The organism is Sinorhizobium sojae CCBAU 05684, from assembly GCF_002288525.1.
GTDB classification, from domain to species: domain Bacteria; phylum Pseudomonadota; class Alphaproteobacteria; order Rhizobiales; family Rhizobiaceae; genus Sinorhizobium; species Sinorhizobium sojae.
On record NZ_CP023068.1, the window covers coordinates 1610314 to 1627550 of the forward strand.

The 17237-nt window shown below is 62.3% G+C and carries 13 protein-coding genes and 1 pseudogene; 6 read left to right on the forward strand and 8 right to left on the reverse strand.

Annotated elements, in window-relative coordinates; translation table 11 throughout:
* Nucleotides 1–249: 249 nt before the first annotated feature.
* A complete protein-coding gene (locus tag SJ05684_RS25210; RefSeq protein ID WP_034857876.1) occupies nucleotides 250–924 on the forward strand; it encodes a GntR family transcriptional regulator in 675 nt (224 codons plus the stop codon).
* Nucleotides 925–953: 29 nt separating this feature from the next.
* A pseudogene (locus SJ05684_RS30690) lies at nucleotides 954–1073 on the forward strand (AEC family transporter); the annotation flags it as partial.
* Nucleotides 1074–1385: 312 nt separating this feature from the next.
* Here the strand turns inward: SJ05684_RS30690 and purU are convergent.
* The 5 genes from purU to SJ05684_RS25240 all read right to left on the reverse strand — a co-directional run bounded on the left by purU (nucleotide 1386) and on the right by SJ05684_RS25240 (nucleotide 6162).
* A complete protein-coding gene (gene purU / locus SJ05684_RS25220) occupies nucleotides 1386–2270 on the reverse strand; it encodes a formyltetrahydrofolate deformylase (protein WP_034857875.1) in 885 nt (294 codons plus the stop codon).
* A 228-nt stretch (nucleotides 2271–2498) separates the two neighbouring features.
* Entirely contained in the window at nucleotides 2499–3290 is a 792-nt protein-coding gene (locus tag SJ05684_RS25225) for a 3-methyl-2-oxobutanoate hydroxymethyltransferase (RefSeq protein WP_034857873.1), read from the reverse strand.
* A gap of 158 nt (nucleotides 3291–3448) precedes the next feature.
* The gene (locus SJ05684_RS25230; RefSeq protein WP_095694381.1) at nucleotides 3449–4672 is read right to left on the reverse strand and encodes an NAD(P)/FAD-dependent oxidoreductase; all 1224 of its coding nucleotides are present in this window, start codon (nucleotides 4670–4672) and stop codon (nucleotides 3449–3451) included.
* Between the two features lie 39 nt (nucleotides 4673–4711).
* On the reverse strand, nucleotides 4712–5029 hold the full coding sequence (locus tag SJ05684_RS25235) for a MocE family 2Fe-2S type ferredoxin (RefSeq protein ID WP_034857860.1): 318 nt from the start codon (nucleotides 5027–5029) through the stop codon (nucleotides 4712–4714).
* Between the two features lie 44 nt (nucleotides 5030–5073).
* Nucleotides 5074–6162: a fatty acid desaturase family protein gene (locus SJ05684_RS25240; protein WP_034857858.1), complete on the reverse strand. Its 1089-nt coding sequence runs from the start codon at nucleotides 6160–6162 to the stop codon at nucleotides 5074–5076.
* A gap of 157 nt (nucleotides 6163–6319) precedes the next feature.
* On the opposite strand from SJ05684_RS25240, the gene SJ05684_RS25245 reads away from it, so the two are divergent.
* The 3 genes from SJ05684_RS25245 (at nucleotide 6320) to SJ05684_RS25255 (ending at nucleotide 9147) form a co-directional block, all read left to right on the forward strand.
* Complete coding sequence (locus tag SJ05684_RS25245) at nucleotides 6320–7351, forward strand: LacI family DNA-binding transcriptional regulator (RefSeq protein WP_034857856.1); 1032 nt, start codon at nucleotides 6320–6322, stop codon at nucleotides 7349–7351.
* An 89-nt stretch (nucleotides 7352–7440) separates the two neighbouring features.
* Nucleotides 7441–8742 (forward strand): amidohydrolase family protein, encoded by a 1302-nt coding sequence (locus SJ05684_RS25250; RefSeq protein ID WP_034857853.1) that lies wholly within the window; start codon nucleotides 7441–7443, stop codon nucleotides 8740–8742.
* A gap of 204 nt (nucleotides 8743–8946) precedes the next feature.
* On the forward strand, nucleotides 8947–9147 hold the full coding sequence (locus tag SJ05684_RS25255) for a hypothetical protein (protein ID WP_034857851.1): 201 nt from the start codon (nucleotides 8947–8949) through the stop codon (nucleotides 9145–9147).
* Nucleotides 9148–9307: 160 nt separating this feature from the next.
* Here SJ05684_RS25255 and SJ05684_RS25260 read toward each other — a convergent pair whose 3' ends face one another.
* Nucleotides 9308–10579, reverse strand: a complete 1272-nt coding sequence (locus SJ05684_RS25260) for an MFS transporter (RefSeq protein ID WP_034857849.1) — start codon at nucleotides 10577–10579, stop codon at nucleotides 9308–9310.
* Nucleotides 10580–11154: 575 nt separating this feature from the next.
* Between SJ05684_RS25260 and SJ05684_RS25265 the strand changes: the two genes are divergently transcribed.
* Nucleotides 11155–13167, forward strand: coding sequence for a HAMP domain-containing methyl-accepting chemotaxis protein (locus tag SJ05684_RS25265; protein WP_095694382.1), 2013 nt, complete (start codon nucleotides 11155–11157; stop codon nucleotides 13165–13167).
* Nucleotides 13168–13345: 178 nt separating this feature from the next.
* Here SJ05684_RS25265 and SJ05684_RS25270 read toward each other — a convergent pair whose 3' ends face one another.
* Together SJ05684_RS25270 and SJ05684_RS25275 are read right to left on the reverse strand one after the other, a co-directional pair.
* Nucleotides 13346–15340: a glycosyltransferase gene (locus SJ05684_RS25270; RefSeq protein WP_034856669.1), complete on the reverse strand. Its 1995-nt coding sequence runs from the start codon at nucleotides 15338–15340 to the stop codon at nucleotides 13346–13348.
* On the reverse strand, nucleotides 15322–16554 hold the full coding sequence (locus SJ05684_RS25275) for an HlyD family secretion protein (RefSeq protein WP_034856671.1): 1233 nt from the start codon (nucleotides 16552–16554) through the stop codon (nucleotides 15322–15324). Before SJ05684_RS25275 ends, SJ05684_RS25270 begins: the two co-directional genes overlap by 19 nt.
* Between the last annotated feature and the right edge of the window lie 683 nt (nucleotides 16555–17237).

Sequence of the window (17237 nt, forward strand, 5' to 3'; positions counted from 1 at the left end):
GACAGACACTAGCGTGGCCTTGTTTCACAATTCTGTCAAGATTGTTCAACGATCTTTATTAAATCATCTCGTCATGCCGTTATGGTGGTTGAGCGAATGAATTTTCATGTCCCCCTTGAGCGAGTTAGGCTTTGGTCATATCTGGGGCACTTGTCTCCTTTCGAGGGGAACCGCTTCGGGGGCGCACGTTTATGTCTGCCTGCTGCGGGCGCAGAAGTCTCACCCGTGCCCGTGGATAAAGGGGTTTCGATGATCGAGCAGGTTACCACATCGACGCTTGCACCGCGGCTGGCGGAGCAAATTCGCGACAAGCTAATTGCGGGCGAATTGAAGCCGGGCCAGCGTCTGTCGGAGGCGGCGCTCAGCGCCGACCTGGATGTGTCGCGAAACTCCCTGCGCGAGGCCTTCCGGCTGTTGACCAAGGAAGGCCTGCTTCGGCACGAACCCAATCGTGGTGTTTTTGTCGCAACGCCTAGCATGGCGTCGATCATCGACATTTACCGAGTGCGCCGCATGGTCGAATGCCAAGCCCTCGCCAAAGCCTATCCGAACCACCCTGCTGTGGCGCGCATGCGCGACGCGGTTGAACGTGCCCGGATCGCACGCGATGGAAGACGATGGAGCGAGGTCGGCAGCGAGAATATGGTCTTTCACGCGGCGATCGTAGAACTGGCGGACAGTCAGAGGCTGAATGCCTTCTATGCCCAGATCGCCGCAGAGCTGCGCCTCAGCTTCGGCCTGCTCGCCGATCCCGAGCTGTTGCACGCGCCCTATGTCGACTTGAATGCGGCGATTCTCGAAAAACTGGAAGCGGGGATGACGGCCGAGGCGTCCGCAGCACTCGAGGCCTATTTACTGCAGTCTGAGCGCACTGTTCTCGCCGCATTCTCGCGAATCGACGCGGGTGACGCGTCCGGGAAGTGAACAGCAGGACCTAGGCCTGCGCGCGCTGCGCGCTACCAACCGCCTCGGCGGCGCATGTGCTGGCCTCAGTTTACGGCGCAGACCGCGAAAGGGTGGCCACGCTCATCGCGCAATCGACCCTGCTCGGTTGCGTCACGCTGCCGCTCTAGCTCATGGCGCTTCTGTAGCGCAGCCGACATTTCACTGACGGAATCGCGGCCTATTGCCATTTGGCTGCTTCGCCGGCAGGACCGACCGCCGGTCGATTGGCCGAATACGGGCTCGATCGGCCTTTCGGCACACTCGGCTCATTCGCGACTACGGCGGGCAAGTCACCGCATTTCCCTCCGGTGAAGGCCATTGAGGAAATCCGGAGAAAAGCCCTGTCCGTTCCCTGCTTGCGCAACTTGGACGTTGCCTTGCAGATGCCGCCGCTGTCCGGGGATCGGACGCGGCGGCGATGGTGGGTTATGCCGCGCGTCTCAGCCCATCCGTTCCGACGCATAGCTTCCCGGGCTCGGCGGGAAGACGACGACGCGGTTGCCGTTGATGAAGGTGCGGTGATGGATATGGGCGTGGATCGCACGCGCCAGCACCTGGCTCTCCACGTCGCGGCCGATCGAGACATAGTCCTCGGCCGACTGCGCATGGGTGATGCGGGCGATGTCCTGCTCGATGATCGGGCCCTCGTCGAGGTCGGCGGTGACGTAGTGCGCCGTCGCGCCGATCAGCTTCACGCCGCGCTCATAGGCCTGCTTGTAGGGGTTGGCGCCCTTGAACGACGGCAGGAAGGAGTGGTGGATGTTGATGATCTTGCCCGACATCTTCTTGCAGAGCTGGTCGGAGAGCACCTGCATGTAGCGGGCGAGCACGACGAGTTCGGCGCCGGTCTGCTCGACAATCTCCATCAACTGCGCTTCGGCCTTCGGCTTGTTCTCCTTCGTCACCTTGATGCAGTAGAAGGGGATATCGTGGTTGACGATTACCTTCTGGTAATCGAAGTGGTTGGAGACGACGCCGACGATGTCGATCGGCAGCGCGCCGATCTTCCAGCGATAGAGCAGGTCGTTCAGGCAATGGCCGAAGCGCGAGACCATCAGGAGCACCTTCATCCGCTCCTCCTGGTCATGGAGCGCCGTCTCCATGCCGAACTTGTCAGCGACCGGCTTCAGCCCTTCCTCGAGTGCCGCGCGGTTAATCCCCTCCTCCGAAATGAAGGAGACGCGCATGAAGAAAAGTCCGGTTTCGAGATCGTCGAACTGGGAGCTGTCAATGATGTTGCAGCCCTGCTCGGCCAGATAGCCGGAAATGGCGGCGACGATGCCGCGTGTCGATTTGCAGGTTACCGTCAGTACATAAGCGTTCATGGCTGTCCTTACTCGTCTCTTCTTTCCGACCCGCGGGCCTGCTGCATGTCTTACTAGCTCGACGCCGATTCAAGGACTAAGACATACAGCGATTCAAAGTGCTGCAGCGACCTTTGTGCGCCTTGCCAGACTCACGGGCTCAGGCTTTATCACCTTCCGCAGGAAGCTGTCCGCTCCCAAAGCGCCGTGCATCTCACCAGATGCGCCAAATGCGACATGTTCAAGCGATCACTCGATCTTCGCAAGGAAGACCTCCAGTTCCTCGGGCGCGATGCCGACCATATGCGCCTTTTCCGGATAGGCGCCGGAGCGCACGTCCTCGGCATACTCGCGAAAGGCGGCGATCCGCTCCTGCTGCAGCCGGTCGAACTCGGCGGCAAAGTTGCGGTAGACCTTGGCATGGCGCGGATAGTGGCCGCGATTCTGCCCGAGCACGTCGTCGGCGAAAAGATATTGCGCGTCGCAGCCGGTGCCCGCGCCCATCGAGAGCATCAGCAGCGACGTGCGCTTGGAAATCGCCGCCGCCACCTCTCCGGGCACGACCTCGATCTCGGCCGCAAAGGCGCCGGCGTCTTCCAGCGCCCTCACCTGCCGCCAGATCCCGAGCGCGCTTGTAGCCGTCTTGCCGACGGCGCGGAAGCCGCCGGTCCAGGTCGCTTTCGAGGGGATCAGCCCGACATGGCCGCAGACAGGAATGCCCTCCTCGCGAAGCCGCCGCACGGTCGAAAGGCCGGCCGCGCAATAGACGGCATCGCCGCCGGCGCGCATCGCCTTGAAGGCGGCGCGCAGATACTCCTCCGCGGTGACGTAGTCGCCATATTCGAGCCCGGGAAAGGCGAATACGGAAGGGGCAACCTCGCGGAACTCCGGTCCGAGCAGCGCCGGCGGGACTGAGACGAGGTCGATCCCCGCCTTCTCGGCCGCCTCCGCCTCCTCAAGCGTCACGACGCGCAGCATGGTGAGCTGCCGCTCACCCTTCATCGATAGCAGGTCGGCTACGGTCGGGCGGCTGTGTTTCATCGGTGTCTCCTGGAAATCTGAAATGAGAGCGGGAATGGGGAGAATTACAGCGCCGCGGGTCTTTTCAGACGTTTAAAGGTCGCTGCAACTCCCCTCCCCTTGTGAGGAGAGGTCTTGTCCGTCAATCCAAAACGCTCGGACAGAGAGGGGTACCAGACTCAAGCCGCCAAAAGCTTCTTGAGCTTGGTCTCGGGCGAGGCGAGCGCTGCCGGATCCGGCTTTGCACCGGCGGCAATCAGCATTTCCGCAAGGCGTATGTCGCGGGCGACTGCATTGCCGGGACCGATGCCGCTCGCGGCGATCAGCCGGCCGTCGCGGTCGAGATGGAAGAGGATGAGGGCGCTCTCGCCGAGCTCGCGCCGTACGGTCGTCCCCGCTCCGTCGCCGAGCCCGGCGATCTGCAGCGTCAACTCATACTGGTCCGACCAGAACCACGGCACCGCCGCAATCGGCTCGGCGGCTCCGAGCAGATTGGCGGCGGCGAGCGTTCCCTGGTCCTGCGCGTTACGCCAGGCCTCGAGCCGCACCCGTCGTCCACCGTAATGGGAGAGCGGGAACGAGCAGCAATCACCGGCGGCAAAAATGTCGGGATCGGAGGTGCGCAAGGTCTCGTCGACGGCGATGCCGTTGTCGAGCGTAAGGCCCGCGGCAGCCGCGAGCTCGGTATTCGGAACCGCGCCGATGCCGACGACGACGAGATCGGCCGCGATGCGGCCGCCCTCGGCGAGCAGCACGGCGGCGCCGCCATCATTTTCCTCTATTGCCGAGATCCGCACGCCGCAGAGGATTTCCACGCCTTCGCGCCCGTGACGGTCGGCGACGATTTCGGCAATCTCCCCCGGCACGCCGCGGGAGAGCAACCGCGGCAGCCCCTCGAGGAGCACGACTTCGGCGCCGAGCTTGCGCGCGGTCGCCGCCAGCTCGAGACCGATGAAGCCGCCGCCGATGATGACGAGCTTGCGCCCGGGGAGAAGTGCTGAGCGGATTGCCGTGGCATCCGCGTGGGTCCTCAGCATCCTGATGCACCGGGCGTTGTCCGGCACGCCGGGAAATGCCCGCGGCCGCGCACCTGTTGCAAGCAGCAGCCGGTCGTAGTGGATCGCCCCGCCGGCTGCGAGGACAACCACCTTGCGCTCCCGGTCGATGCTTGCGACCGGGGCGTTGGTCAGCACGGATATGCCCGCCTCCGCGTAGCGCTCGACCCCGGCCACGTATTTCGGCGGCTCGGCACCGGCAAGCCCATCCTTGGACAGCGGCGGCCGCTCATAGGGAGCATGCGGCTCGGCGCCGACCAGCGTGACCTGGCCTTCGAAGCCCTTTTCCCTCAGGGCAAAGGCCGCCCTCGCGCCGCATTCGCCGGCGCCGACGATCACGATATGCATGCTGCTCTCCTCCCCTCGCCTCCGGTGGAAGCGGCTTCCTCAGGAAATCGAAATGAAGACGGACCCGTCCTCGACCTTCACCGGATAGGTCTTGAGATTGACGCAGACGGGAGCGCCCTTGGCCTGGCCGGTCTTGTAGTTGAAGCGGCCGTTGTGCTTGGGACATTCGATGATGTCGTCCATCACCAACCCGTCGGCGAGGTGGATCTGCTCATGCGTGCAGAGCCCGTCCGTCGCGAAATACTCGTCCTCCGGGCTGCGGTAGACGGCGAAGGTGCGACCCTCGTGGTCGAAACGGATGACATCTTCCTCATCGATATCGTCGGTCGCGCAGACCTCGACCCAGTTAGAGCTCATGGCTTCCTCCATTCCAATGTAGTGGTTCTGATTGCCGGCTCACCTCACTCGGCGGCCCGTACGGCCCGGTCGCTGTGGAACTCTTCGCGATAGGGCTTCGCCGTCGGCGGCAGCTCTCGCTTCAGGAAATAGTCCTCGTTGCGCAATTGCCGGAGGAAGGCCGGGATCATCTCCCGGTAACCGTGAAGGATCGACGGGTTCGGCGCGGGCAGGTCATGCTTTATCATCGCGTGCAGCTTCGGCAGCGCATGATAGGGCACCATCGGGAACATGTGGTGTTCGACATGGTAGTTCATGTTCCAGTAGATGAAGCGGCTCACCGGATTCATGTAGACGGTGCGGCTGTTCAGCCGGTGGTCGATGACGTTGTCGGCAAGGCCGCCATGCTGCAGCAGCCCGGTCAACACGTGGTGCCAGGCGCCGTAGAGGCGCGGCAGGCCGATCAGCATCAAGGGCATGATCGAGCCGAGATAGACCGCAAGCCCGATCGTCGCGAGATAGATCAAAAGCCAGATCCGTGCGACGCGGATCGCCTTCGGCTGCTCCATCTCCGGAATGAAGGTCTTTTCCTCGGCGCTGATCACTCCGAAGGCGTTGCGCACCATATCGACGAGCGCGTGCCAGACATCGAGAATGCCAAAGAAGTTGAGGATCAGGCGGACGAGATCCGGCGGCCGCATGACGGCGATTTCCGGGTCGCGGCCGACGATGACCGTATCCGTGTGGTGGCGGGTGTGGCTCCAGCGCCAGGTCACGGGATTGCGCATGATCATGAAACAGGCGATCTGGTAGACGGCGTTGTTCATCCACATCGTCTTGAAGGCGGTGCCGTGGCCGCATTCATGCCAGCGGCTGTCGGAAGCCGAGCCGTAGAGCACACCATAGGCCAGGAAGAACGGAACCGCCCACCAGCTGCCCCAGAAGGCGATGCCGAGGCCGCCTAGGACAACCATGCTGCCGAGCCAGATCATCGTGTCGTGGATGGCAGGGCCGTCCTCGCGCTTCATCAGCTCCTTCATCTGTTTACGGGGGATTTCAGTGTGGTACCACTCGGCCGCGGCAAGGCCGCTCTCGACCGCCGCCTGGGCATTGCGGCCAAGCAGGCTGTAATCTCGTTTCGTCGGAATCGTCATTCCCTGCCTCCCGAAGCGCTCTCGGCTGCGCCTCCTATTCGATGCATGAAGAATAGATTGACTTTCGACAGCCCTCAATGCAGTCATGATATATTCTCTCAAAATGCATCAGAATTCAGACATCATGCATGATGGAATAATGTCAGGGAGGAAGGCTATGGCCGGCAGACCGACAATTGCCGATCTCGCGCGCGCCGCGGGCGTGAGCGTTGCGACAGTGGACCGGGTGCTCAATGGTCGCCATCCGGTGCGGGAGGAAACGGCGCGCCGTGTCTATGATGCGGCAAAGGCGATCGGCTATCACGCCGTCGGCCTGCTTCGCCAACGCATCTTCGAGGATCTGCCGCAATATCGGCTGGGCTTTCTCCTGCAAAAGCCAAAACAAGCCTTCTATCAGGCGGTTGCGAAGGAAATCGAGAATGCGGCGCTGTCGCTCACCCATGTCCGCGTTGTTCCGCAGGTCGATTTTGCGGCCAGTTCCACGCCGGCGGCCATTACGGAAAAGCTCAAGTCCATGGCCGCGCGCAACCAGGCAATCGCTTTCGTCGCTCCGGATTATCCAGCCGTCACCGCCGCAGTCGAGGAACTGCGGGAACGCGGCATTCCCTGTTTCGCGCTTCTCTCCGATTTCGCCAGCGGCGTGCGCGAGGGCTATATCGGTCTCAACAATCACAAGGTCGGGCGGACGGCCGCCTGGATGATCGCCAAGGCGGCGAAGCGACCGGGCAAGGTCGCGGCCTTCATCGGCAGCCATCGCTATCATGGCCACGAGCTGCGCGAGATCGCCTTTCGCTCCTATTTCCGGGAGAAGGCGCCGGAATTCGAAGTCCTGGAGGCGATGGTCAATCTCGAAACCGCCGAGATCACCCACGAGGCGACGCTCGACCTCCTGCAGCGCCACCCGGACCTGCTCGGCTTCTATGTCTGCGGCGGTGGCATGGAGGGGGCGATCTCGGCAATCCGCGAGGAGAAGCTCGAAGGCAAGCTGCACGTCGTCGTCAACGAATTGACGCCGGAGTCGCGCGCAGCGCTTGCCGACGAGGTGGTGATCATGGCGATCGCGACGCCGGTTCAGGCGCTCGCGAGGGAGACGATCAACCTGATGATCGGCGCAATCGAGCGGGGTCACGCCGGCGTGCCGGGGCAAACGATCCTGCCGTTTGACATCCATATGCCCGAGAGCGTCTAACGCAACCGCGCGCCGCGCTGTTCACCGCTCGCCGCGTTCATATCGAACCGTGCTAACTTTCCTGTTTCACCTCTCGCATCGGTGCCCCCATGTTCGACCTCATCATCCGAAACGCGAATCTCCCCGATGGTCGCAGCCGCGTTGACATCGGGATCCTAGGCGACAAGATCGCCGAGGTCGCCGCTGCGATAGAAGCGACGGCGCCGGAGGAAATCGACGCGACCGGACGGCTCGTCTCGCCGCCCTTCGTCGACCCGCATTTTCACATGGACGCCACGCTGTCGCTGGGACTACCTCGGCTGAACCGCTCCGGCACGCTTCTCGAGGGCATCGCGCTTTGGGGGGAACTCAGGCCGACGCTCACGCGCGAGGCGCTCGTCGAACGGGCGCTCCGCTATTGCGATCTCGCGGTCACGCAGGGTCTTCTCCATATCCGCAGCCACGTCGACACGAGCGACCCGCGCCTGGTGACGGTCGAGGCGCTGCTCGAGGTCCGCGACAAGGTTGCCCCCTATATCGACCTGCAACTCGTCGCCTTTCCGCAGGATGGCTATTTCCGCTCGCCCGGCGCCGTCGATGCCCTGAACCGGGCGCTTGACATGGGCGTCGATGTGGTCGGTGGCATTCCGCATTTCGAGCGCACGATGAGCGACGGCGCCTCCTCGGTCGAAGCGCTCTGCCGCATTGCCGCCGAACGCGGGCTGCCGGTCGACATGCATTGCGACGAGACGGATGACCCCATGTCGCGCCACATCGAGACGCTGGCAAAAGAGACGATCCGCTTCGGCCTTCAAGGCCGCATTGCCGGGTCGCATCTGACTTCCATGCACTCGATGGACAATTACTATGTCTCCAAGCTTATTCCGCTGATGGCGGAGGCGGAAATCAACGTCATTCCCAATCCGCTGATCAACATCATGCTGCAGGGCCGTCACGACACCTATCCGAAGCGGCGCGGCTTGACGCGCGTGCGCGAATTGATGGAGGCGGGCCTCAACGTCTCCTTCGGCCATGATTGCGTGATGGACCCCTGGTACTCGATGGGCTCCGGCGACATGCTGGAGGTCGGCCATATGGCGATCCACTTGGCCCAGATGGCCGGCATCGAGGACCGGAAGAAGATCTTCGACGCACTGACCGTGAACTCTGCAAAGACGATGGAGATCGAGGGCTACGGCCTTGACAGGGGATGCAATGCCGACCTCATCATCTTGCAGGCGCGCGACCCATTGGAAGCACTGCGCCTGAAGCCCAACCGCCTCGCCGTGATCCGCCGCGGCAAAGTCATCGCCGGCACGCCGGCGCGCGTCACCGAGTTGAGGATCGACGGGCGGCCTCAGGTCGTGGATGGCTCCTACTATGCGCCGGTTTTACCGACGGATGGAGTATAGCAGGCATCGTGCCGCCGGCGAAAAAGATGGGTTGGACGGCGCTCGTCATGTTAGTATTCGCGCATGTATCCAAGAGATACCGCTGGCGGATTCGCCTGGGGTGAGCCGGGGGCCGTAGCGCCGCGCGCCCTGTCGGACGCGCAAAAATCGGTGTATCGCGCCAAGTTGCTCCCGAGTTCGCTCCGCAGGGAGAGGAGATCGGCCGTGTTCAACAGTTTTCGCGACTATCCCATCCACCCGGACGAACTGATCATCCTCGAGGAGGTGCTCGATAGGGCTTTGAGGGAGCGCAACCTGTCGATCGGCAGCGAGGAAGCCGACCAGCTCGCCAGAAAGATCATCGAACTATACCAGGCCGGCATCAGGGATCCCGAAAAGATCTGGGAGATGGTCCGGACCGTCTGACGGGCGGCGCGCGTGAAGTCGGGGATGAAAAAGCCCGGCTCCCCGAAGGGGCCGGGCAGTGGGCAGGGCTCTTTGGCGTGTCCCTGCGGGGAAGCGAGGAAAGTTGCGTGACCCACAAGGCGGCCGCCGGAGCGGCCGCCTTGAGCGTGTTCGGAACAGCCTATCGAGCGAAGGCACCGGCCGGCGTCGCCTCCGCGCGCCGCTTGAACTGCCGGATCGAAGAGTTCATCCAGAGAAGCGAGATTGCGACGATGGCGAAGAGCAGCATGAAGCAGCTCGACCAGAGGCCGGTGATGTCCTTGAGGAAGCCGAAGGCGATCGGAAGGACGAAGCCACCGAGGCCTCCCATCATGCCGACAACGCCGCCGACCGCGCCCACATGCTTGGGATAATAGGCCGGGATGTGCTTGTAGACGGCAGCCTTTCCGAGGCTCATGACGAAGCCGAGAACGAAAATGGTGACGACGAAGAGAGCCGGCGTGACGTCGATCGGGACGGCACCGCGGCTATAGCCTGCCGGGACGGAGAGGATGAGCGTCGCCACGGCGGATACGACAAACACCGCATACATGATCCTGCGCGCACCGATCTTGTCGGAAAGTGCGCCGCCATAGGCGCGGAAAATACTGCCTGGGATCGAATAGGCGGCCGCAATCATGCCTGCCGTCTCGATGCGAAAATCGTAAACGCCGACAAGATAACGCGGCAGCCACAGCGCAAGGGCGACGAAGCCGCCGAAGGCAAAGAAGTAGTAGAGCGCAAAGCGCCAGACCTGCATGTTCTTGAGCGGTTCGAATTCCGCCGCCAAACTCTTGCGCGGAGCGCGCTGAGTGCGGCGGGCGCGGAATTGCGGATCGTCCTGCGTCGTGAACCAGAAGACAATGGCAGTCAGCAGCAGCACGGCAGCCCAGACCCCGGCCACCACTTCCCAGCCAAAAGGGACGAGGAGGAGCGGCGCCAGGAACTTGGTTACTGCCGCGCCGACATTGCCGGCTCCGAAGATGCCGAGCGCCGTACCCTGCCTTTCTGGCGGAAAGAAGGGTGAAACATAGGCAACGCCGACCGCAAACGAACCGCCAGCCAGCCCGACGCCGAGGCCGGCAAGAAGCATCTGCGGATAGGTCGTGGCATGGGCGAGCAGAAAGGTGGCCAACGCCGCCGCAACCATTGTGACGGAATAGACCAGCCGGCCGCCGAAGCGACTGGTCCAGATGCCGAGGACGACCCGTACCAAGGAGCCGGTAAGGATCGGCATCCCGATCAACAGTCCGAACTGCGCCTCGCTGAGGCCAAGCTCGTCCTTGATGCGCACGCCGATAATTGAAAAGATCGTCCAGACGGCAAAACAGATGGTGAAAGCCACCGTGGATATCCACAGGGCACGGGCCTGCTCGTTCTGAGAGATCTTATGTGTCTGGTGCAGAGCGGACATAGCTTCTCCCGGCGCATGGCAATTGCGCCATTCACTCGTTGATGACTGGAAATGCATCGGACAGGGTCTGCGCTCATCGGCGCCTGACCTCCCCAGCAACTCTGCTTGCAGCGCCCCCCATTGGGCGCCACCGGCGGTTTCTGCCCGATCTCGCCAAGCTAGAAGCAAGGAGCATGCCAAAGGCACGAAGAGGGAAACGCAAGCGAATTCAACGTCGCCAGGAGACGGGACGGCCCAATCTGGTTAAAAATTAGCACCCATTGGCAGGACTGCTCATTAGGCAGGCACCTACGCCGCAGCCACTAAACCGACTTCTATCCAGAATGCGAACCCGCTATCCGCCCTCAGAGAAATAGGCGAATGCTGCAACAAAAAAGAGCAATTTAGTAACCATTGCATCCCAGATATACGTGCAGGTCAACGGCATGCGACCGCCGGTTGCAGCCCTTCGTCGGCGATGCTTCCATGGCGAACGCACACGACCTCCGTCGGGCGAATGACTTGATCGGCGGCTTCCCCGAAATTTCTCCAGACAGAAGCCATGACGACTTCCTGAACTCAACAGGAGTAACGGAATGAAACTTCCCTCCATCTCGCTCAAGGCAGCTTTGGTCGCTGCAATATCGTTTTTGATGTTACTTCTCGCCGGACAAGGTTTGTTCGCATTGTCGTCGATGAGCGGCGTCTTCAATGACGTGGAAAACCTTGCCACCAATTTCGTTCCCAGCGTCGACGCATCCAACAAGATCAACACCTCGATCGCGAATGTGCGAATTGGCGAGAACCGTCATGTGCTTGCTCAAACGGACGCCCAGATGAAGCGGGCTGAAGAGTTGCTCACCGAGGACCTGGCCAAGCTGCAAGAGCGCATGCAGCGCTACGAAACCTATCCGAATTCGCCGGAAGAAAAGCAGAGCTATGAGCGTTTCGAGCAGAAGCTCGACGAATATCTGAAGCTTCACGATACCCTGCTTTCCCTCTCCCGATCCGGCAAGAAGGCCGAAGCGACCGAATTGCTGAATGAAAAAATGCGCGAGGCATTCAATGCACTCGACAAACTCGCTGACGAGTTCCGAGGCATTACGCTTTCGCGCGCGAAGCAGAGCTACGAGAACAGTACGGCCGATTACAGCGCTGCCCGCTTCACGACCTTCGCGCTGCTCGGCCTTGCGGTCGTTGCCGGTCTTGGCTCCATGGCCTTTGCGATCGTCGGCATCTCGCGACCGATCAACCGCACCACCGACGTCATGCGCACGCTCGCCGATGGCGACCTCTCGGTCGCAATCCCGTTCACCGACCTCAAGAACGAGATCGGCGAGATGGCCCGCGCCGTCGAGGTGTTCAAGCAGAACGGCATCAGGGTGCGCGAACTCAACACCCAGGAAGCGGCTCTTCAGGCAAAGAGCGCCGACCTGCAGTCGAGCATCGGCCAGGTCGTCCAGGCCGCCGTCGCCGGCGACTTCACCCGGCGCATCACCAAGGATTACGATAATGCCGACCTCAACCGCTTCGCCGCCCAGGTGAACGAACTGGTGACCTCCGTCGACCGCGGCGTCGCGGAAACCCGGCGGGTGATCTCGGCGCTGGCGGAGGGCGACCTCACCGAAACCATGCGCGGCGAGTTCCAGGGCGCCTTCGGCGAACTTCAGTCGAACGTCAACCAGACGATGGCGAACCTGCGCAACGTGCTTGGCGAGGTGCGCGCGGCGATCGACACGATCAATGGCGGGGCCGGCGAGATGCGCGTGGCCTCCGGCGACCTCTCCAAGCGCACCGAGCAGCAGGCCGCCTCGCTGGAGGAGACCTCCTCGGCGCTCGAGGAGATCACCGCGGCGGTGAAGAGCTCGACCGAGCGGGCGACGGAAGCCAGCCACATGGTCGACGAGGCGCGCCGTTCGACCGAGCAGTCGAGCGCCGTCGTCAAGGATGCGGTCTCGGCCATGGGCCGCATCGAGCAGGCCTCCGGCGAGATCGGCCAGATCATCAACGTCATCGACGAGATCGCCTTCCAGACCAACCTCCTGGCGCTCAATGCCGGGGTCGAGGCGGCGCGCGCCGGGGACGCCGGCAAGGGCTTTGCCGTCGTCGCCCAGGAGGTGCGCGAACTGGCCCAGCGCTCGGCCAATGCCGCCAAGGACATCAAGGCGTTGATCTCGCGCTCGGGCGACGAGGTCCATTCCGGGGTGAAGCTGGTGACGGCGACCGGCGAGGCGCTCGCCCTGATCCAGGGCCATGTGGTCAAGATCAACGAGCATGTGCATTCGATCGCCACCGCCGCGAAGGAGCAGTCGACGGGGCTTTCGGAGGTCTCGACCGCGGTCAACCAGATGGACCAGACGACGCAGCAGAATGCGGCGATGGTGGAGGAATCGACGGCGGCGACCAATCGCCTCGCCGACGAGGCGGCCAACCTCGCCCGACTGATCGCCCGCTTCAGGATCGAAGCCGGCGCCGCGCCGCGGGCGGCCGCTCCGGACAGCCGTCCGGTCGCCTCGCCCGCCCGCGCACTTTCCCGCAAGCTCGCCGGCGCCTTCGGCGGCCGCGGCGCAGCCGCCGCAGCGGTCGCCTCGGAATGGGAGGAGTTCTGATAAGGACTGGTTCGCCTTTTGAAGCGAAGGCAGCGTGAAACACGACGATTGGCCCCGGACGGTTCCGGGGCCAATCTCTCGATTTCTGTCAAGTTGCTCAGAGCAGGAGGGACTGAGCATTGCCCGTCGAAAAGACGGCAATTTCTATCGCCCGCTTTTACAACAGATTTGACGCCTATCAGGCCGTGCGCGTGCGCCCGAAGGCGCGTAGCAGCAGGTTTACCGAGACTGCAACCTTGTCGATGTCGGGGATCTCCTGGGAATAGCGCCCCGTATAGAGCTTGACGATCATCTTGTCCCGTTCCGCGCCTTCAAGCTCGAAGTGGAGATGGAGGTAGTAGCGCCGCTTGTCGCCGGAGCGGCTTATATCGCCGCGCCGCTGCGTCACCTGCCTGAGTTCGGACGTGATCGGCGCAAAACCGTCGATCTCAAGCCGCACCTGCGTGGATTGGAAGCGCGTCTCGGCCGGAACTGCGACCACCGCTTTTTCGAGGGAAAGGCTGACGAGGCGCCCCCGCAAGCCATCGAGGCTGACGGGCTCGTCCAGCTTGAACGCCTGAAAGAGCCGCCGCGGTTTCTCGAAGCAGATCAGCGAAGCGATGACGAGCACGACGATGTTGATCCCGGCCCAGAGCGCCGCGACCACTGAAAAGGAGCCTTCGATGTGCGCCGTTTCCGGAACGATGTTGATCACGAGGCCGACCGCGGTGATGATGATGAAGCCGGCGATCCAGGTGAAGGTGTACGCGTCGAAGACGTTTTCGTCATTGCCGCTGCCCTTCGGCGTGACCTTGAAGGGCTTGCCGAATGGCCGGACCAGGCTCGAGATCACCGTCGGCAGCATGCGGAAGGCCGCGAACGTCCCGACGGCGCTGGAGACCACCGGCAGATAGCGGGTCGGCGTGATCCACAGCATCAGCAGGAAGTAGGCCGCGAGCAGCGGCACCTGGTGGGACACATAGTCTTCGACGCCAGTGAAATAGAGCGGCAGCGCACCGAACCAGAGATAGACGACAGGCACGAGGAGGACGACAAAGCGGACCAGATACTGCACCAGCCAGGAAAGCGGCAGGAACATGATCCTTTGAAAAAGGGAAAGTCCGGGTCCGCGCAAGGGCCCGTTATGCAGGTAGAGTGTCTGGATGCCCCCCTGGCACCAGCGTTCCCGCTGGACGAAATAGCCTGTCAGGTTCTCGGCGGCGAGGCCCATCGACAGGCGCTCGTTCAGGTAGCGGGTCTTGTAGCCCTTGTTCAGCATCGACAGCGTGGTGAGCAGGTCCTCTGTGATCGATTCGGTCGGAAAGCCGCCGATCGCGTCCACGGCCTCGCGTCGAGCGATAGAGCAGGAGCCGCAGCAGAAGCTCACGTCCCAGCCGTCGCGGCTCGGTGCGATCTCGTCGAAGAACAGCCGCTGCTCGTCCGGCCAGATGTTCTCAAGTCCGAGATTGGATTGCACGGGATCGACATTGAAGAAGTGCTGCGGCGTCTGCACGATGCCGATCGTCTCATCCGAAAAGAAAGGTAGGGTTCGCCTCAGGAAATTCCGGTAGGGAACGAAGTCCGCGTCGAAGATGGCGACGAAGTCGCCGGAACTCACCCTCAGGCCGTTGTTCATGTTGCCGGCCTTGGCATGTGCATTGTCGCCTCGCGTCACATGGATTGCGCCGCGGCGCTCGCAGAAGGCCCTGAGCCAGTCTCGACGCCCGTCGTCCAGCACATAGACCTTCAGCTTGTCTTTCGGATAGTCGAGCGCCAGCGCGCCGACGATCGTTCTTTCGAGAACGTCGAGCGGCTCGTTGTAGCTCGGGATGAAAACGTCGACCGCGGGCAGTTCGCTCTGTTGGCGCTGAAAGAACAACCGCCCAAGCCGGTCCGCCTCGGCGCTGCGGTCGACGTAGCGGCTCATCAGGATCAGGAAGAGCACGACCTCCGTGAAGGCGAGCGCTTCGATGATGAAGACGAACCAGACCCAATAGAAATTCGCACCGTCGTAGGGATAGGGAAGTACGGTCTCGGTGAGACGCCAGGCCATGTAGCGCAAGGCGACGAGGCCGACAAATGAGCAGGTGATCGTGCGCGCCCAGCTTCCGTGACGGGACCAGTTGGACGGGCCGATCAGGAAGAGGGCGACGACCGCGAGGGTCGGCACCAGCGCTAGAAGAGACTGAACCACAGGCTTTCAACCCATTGCGAGAACCGGACCGTGCGCTTCGAAACGCGCACCTGTGCCGTGCGTCCGACCTGGCAGAAATTGCCGAAGTCCACATTGAGAGCCGTTTGGGCGAGCAAAATCCGAATCCGGGCATTGCGCTCGTCGGTTTCCGGTATGTTGGCAGCAACCAGATCCATTTCGACGACGGCGGAACTGCCCTTGACTGATTGCACCTGCCCCTTGAATACTTCGCTTCGCCCGAAGAGGCGAACCTCCGCCTGCCGCCCCGGATAGATCTCGTCATAGTCGACTTCGGGCACGAGAATATCGACGAACAGGTCGCGGCAGTCGAGAATCCGCATCATCTCGTTGTTCAATACGACGTTCGAACCGCTGACGATGTTCCTGCTCCACACGACCCCATCGAAAGGCGAGGTCACCGTCGCCGCTTCCAGGCTTCGCACACGCCTGTCCTCCTCGCCGATCTGCACCTCGATCTGGCTCGCCCGCGTTCTGTTTTCCGCGATCCGCGTAGTGAGGTCGTTGATGCGAACGATCACCTCGTCCTGGCGTTGCCGGGAATAGGGCACGTCGTTCTGCCCGTCGCCGAGCACGAATATGCCCTGGCGCACGGCGTCAAGGCGCTGCTCGAGCAATTCCGCGGTGAGATTGTTGATCTCCACCTCACCGCCTGCGGCGGCACCGGCGGCTTGAGCCGCTTCCACCATCTTGCGTGTGAATATGCCTCTCGATTCCAGCTGTTGGCGCCGGTCCAGCTCGACCTGAGCGACCGTATCCTGTGCCTCAGCCACCTCGACCCGCTTGCGGAGGATCTCGAGTTCCCTCTCCAGACTGGCGATCGTCGCGCTCTTGAAGACTTCGAGCCGCTCTCCGAGCTGATTGCGCAGCCGTACCAGTGCGGCGCGCTCGCGCTCGAGCGCCGATATGCGCCTCAGCGCGGTCCCATGCTCTGCGCGCAAGGAGGCGAGAACCGATCGGCTGACGCGAGCATTGCGAATGGCTGCGATCGGTTCGCCCCCTTTCACCGGCGTCCCGATTCGGGCAGGCGGGCCGGCAATCTCGCCGTCGATCGGCGCATTGATGACTGCGAGGCGTGCATTGACGGTACCATCCAGGCTTGTAAAGCCGGTCAAGCCCGGCAGCAGCACGAGAGCCGCAAGCACAAGGAGCAGAATGCCGACCGTGATTCGCGCAATGCGATGGTTCAGGATCATCGAGCCTCTGTCCGCACTCCAAACTGTGGCAAGCTCAACGGCGAGGCCAGCCCTCTCGCTCCAGATAACGGTCCCGGCCGTCCTGCCCGCGGGAGCCGAATGAAACCTTGCGGACTTCCGCCTGCATCCAGCGACCCGACGGCTGCAAGATTCTTTGACCGGATGCAAGTTGCGGCAAATTCCCTCGGTACTTCAATAGTTTACTATAGGGCATCCGGTCTGCCGCGTACCACTGCAGCGAGCGATCACGATGATCCCGGGTCGCGTCACCCCGGATTCATCGTGATCAGTGCGCAGGCTCGCCTCCTCGACTTGCCCACGCCACTCCGTAACAGAATTCATCGGTATTCGGTGCCGGACAACCCTCAAAACTGCGGGCTTTCGAGCCACAGATATAAAATCACCCCCTGCCCCTCAAAGACACAGGTGTGGCCAAGTGTTTCGAAATTCGATACCTCTACTGCTCGAACGGCATTGACCGAGACACCTTACGCGATAATTTTTGAGGGGTAAGGCTACGCCGGAAAACAACATTGAGTTGGGTCAAGGTCGTGCGGTCGCACGCTGGCTAGCGCATCGGCCCGAAGATCGGAACCGATTTTCGGAAAGCTCGATGCGCAGATTTAAAGAGCTACAGCGACCTTTGCGCGTCTGAAGAGACGCGCGGCGCTGTAGAAGGGGCG

Bases quoted from the DNA above. Each gene is read 5' to 3' on its own strand.
- SJ05684_RS25265 (WP_095694382.1), top strand. From the start codon at position 11,155: ATGAAACTTCCCTCCATCTCGCTCAAGGCAGCTTTGGTCGCTGCAATA.
- SJ05684_RS25235 (WP_034857860.1), bottom strand. From the start codon at position 5,029: ATGAGCTCTAACTGGGTCGAGGTCTGCGCGACCGACGATATCGATGAG.
- SJ05684_RS25225 (WP_034857873.1), bottom strand. From the start codon at position 3,290: ATGAAACACAGCCGCCCGACCGTAGCCGACCTGCTATCGATGAAGGGT.
- SJ05684_RS25260 (WP_034857849.1), bottom strand. From the start codon at position 10,579: ATGTCCGCTCTGCACCAGACACATAAGATCTCTCAGAACGAGCAGGCC.
- SJ05684_RS25275 (WP_034856671.1), bottom strand. From the start codon at position 16,554: ATGATCCTGAACCATCGCATTGCGCGAATCACGGTCGGCATTCTGCTC.
- SJ05684_RS25245 (WP_034857856.1), top strand. From the start codon at position 6,320: ATGGCCGGCAGACCGACAATTGCCGATCTCGCGCGCGCCGCGGGCGTG.
- SJ05684_RS25240 (WP_034857858.1), bottom strand. From the start codon at position 6,162: ATGACGATTCCGACGAAACGAGATTACAGCCTGCTTGGCCGCAATGCC.
- SJ05684_RS25210 (WP_034857876.1), top strand. From the start codon at position 250: ATGATCGAGCAGGTTACCACATCGACGCTTGCACCGCGGCTGGCGGAG.
- purU (WP_034857875.1), bottom strand. From the start codon at position 2,270: ATGAACGCTTATGTACTGACGGTAACCTGCAAATCGACACGCGGCATC.
- SJ05684_RS25230 (WP_095694381.1), bottom strand. From the start codon at position 4,672: ATGCATATCGTGATCGTCGGCGCCGGCGAATGCGGCGCGAGGGCGGCC.
- SJ05684_RS25250 (WP_034857853.1), top strand. From the start codon at position 7,441: ATGTTCGACCTCATCATCCGAAACGCGAATCTCCCCGATGGTCGCAGC.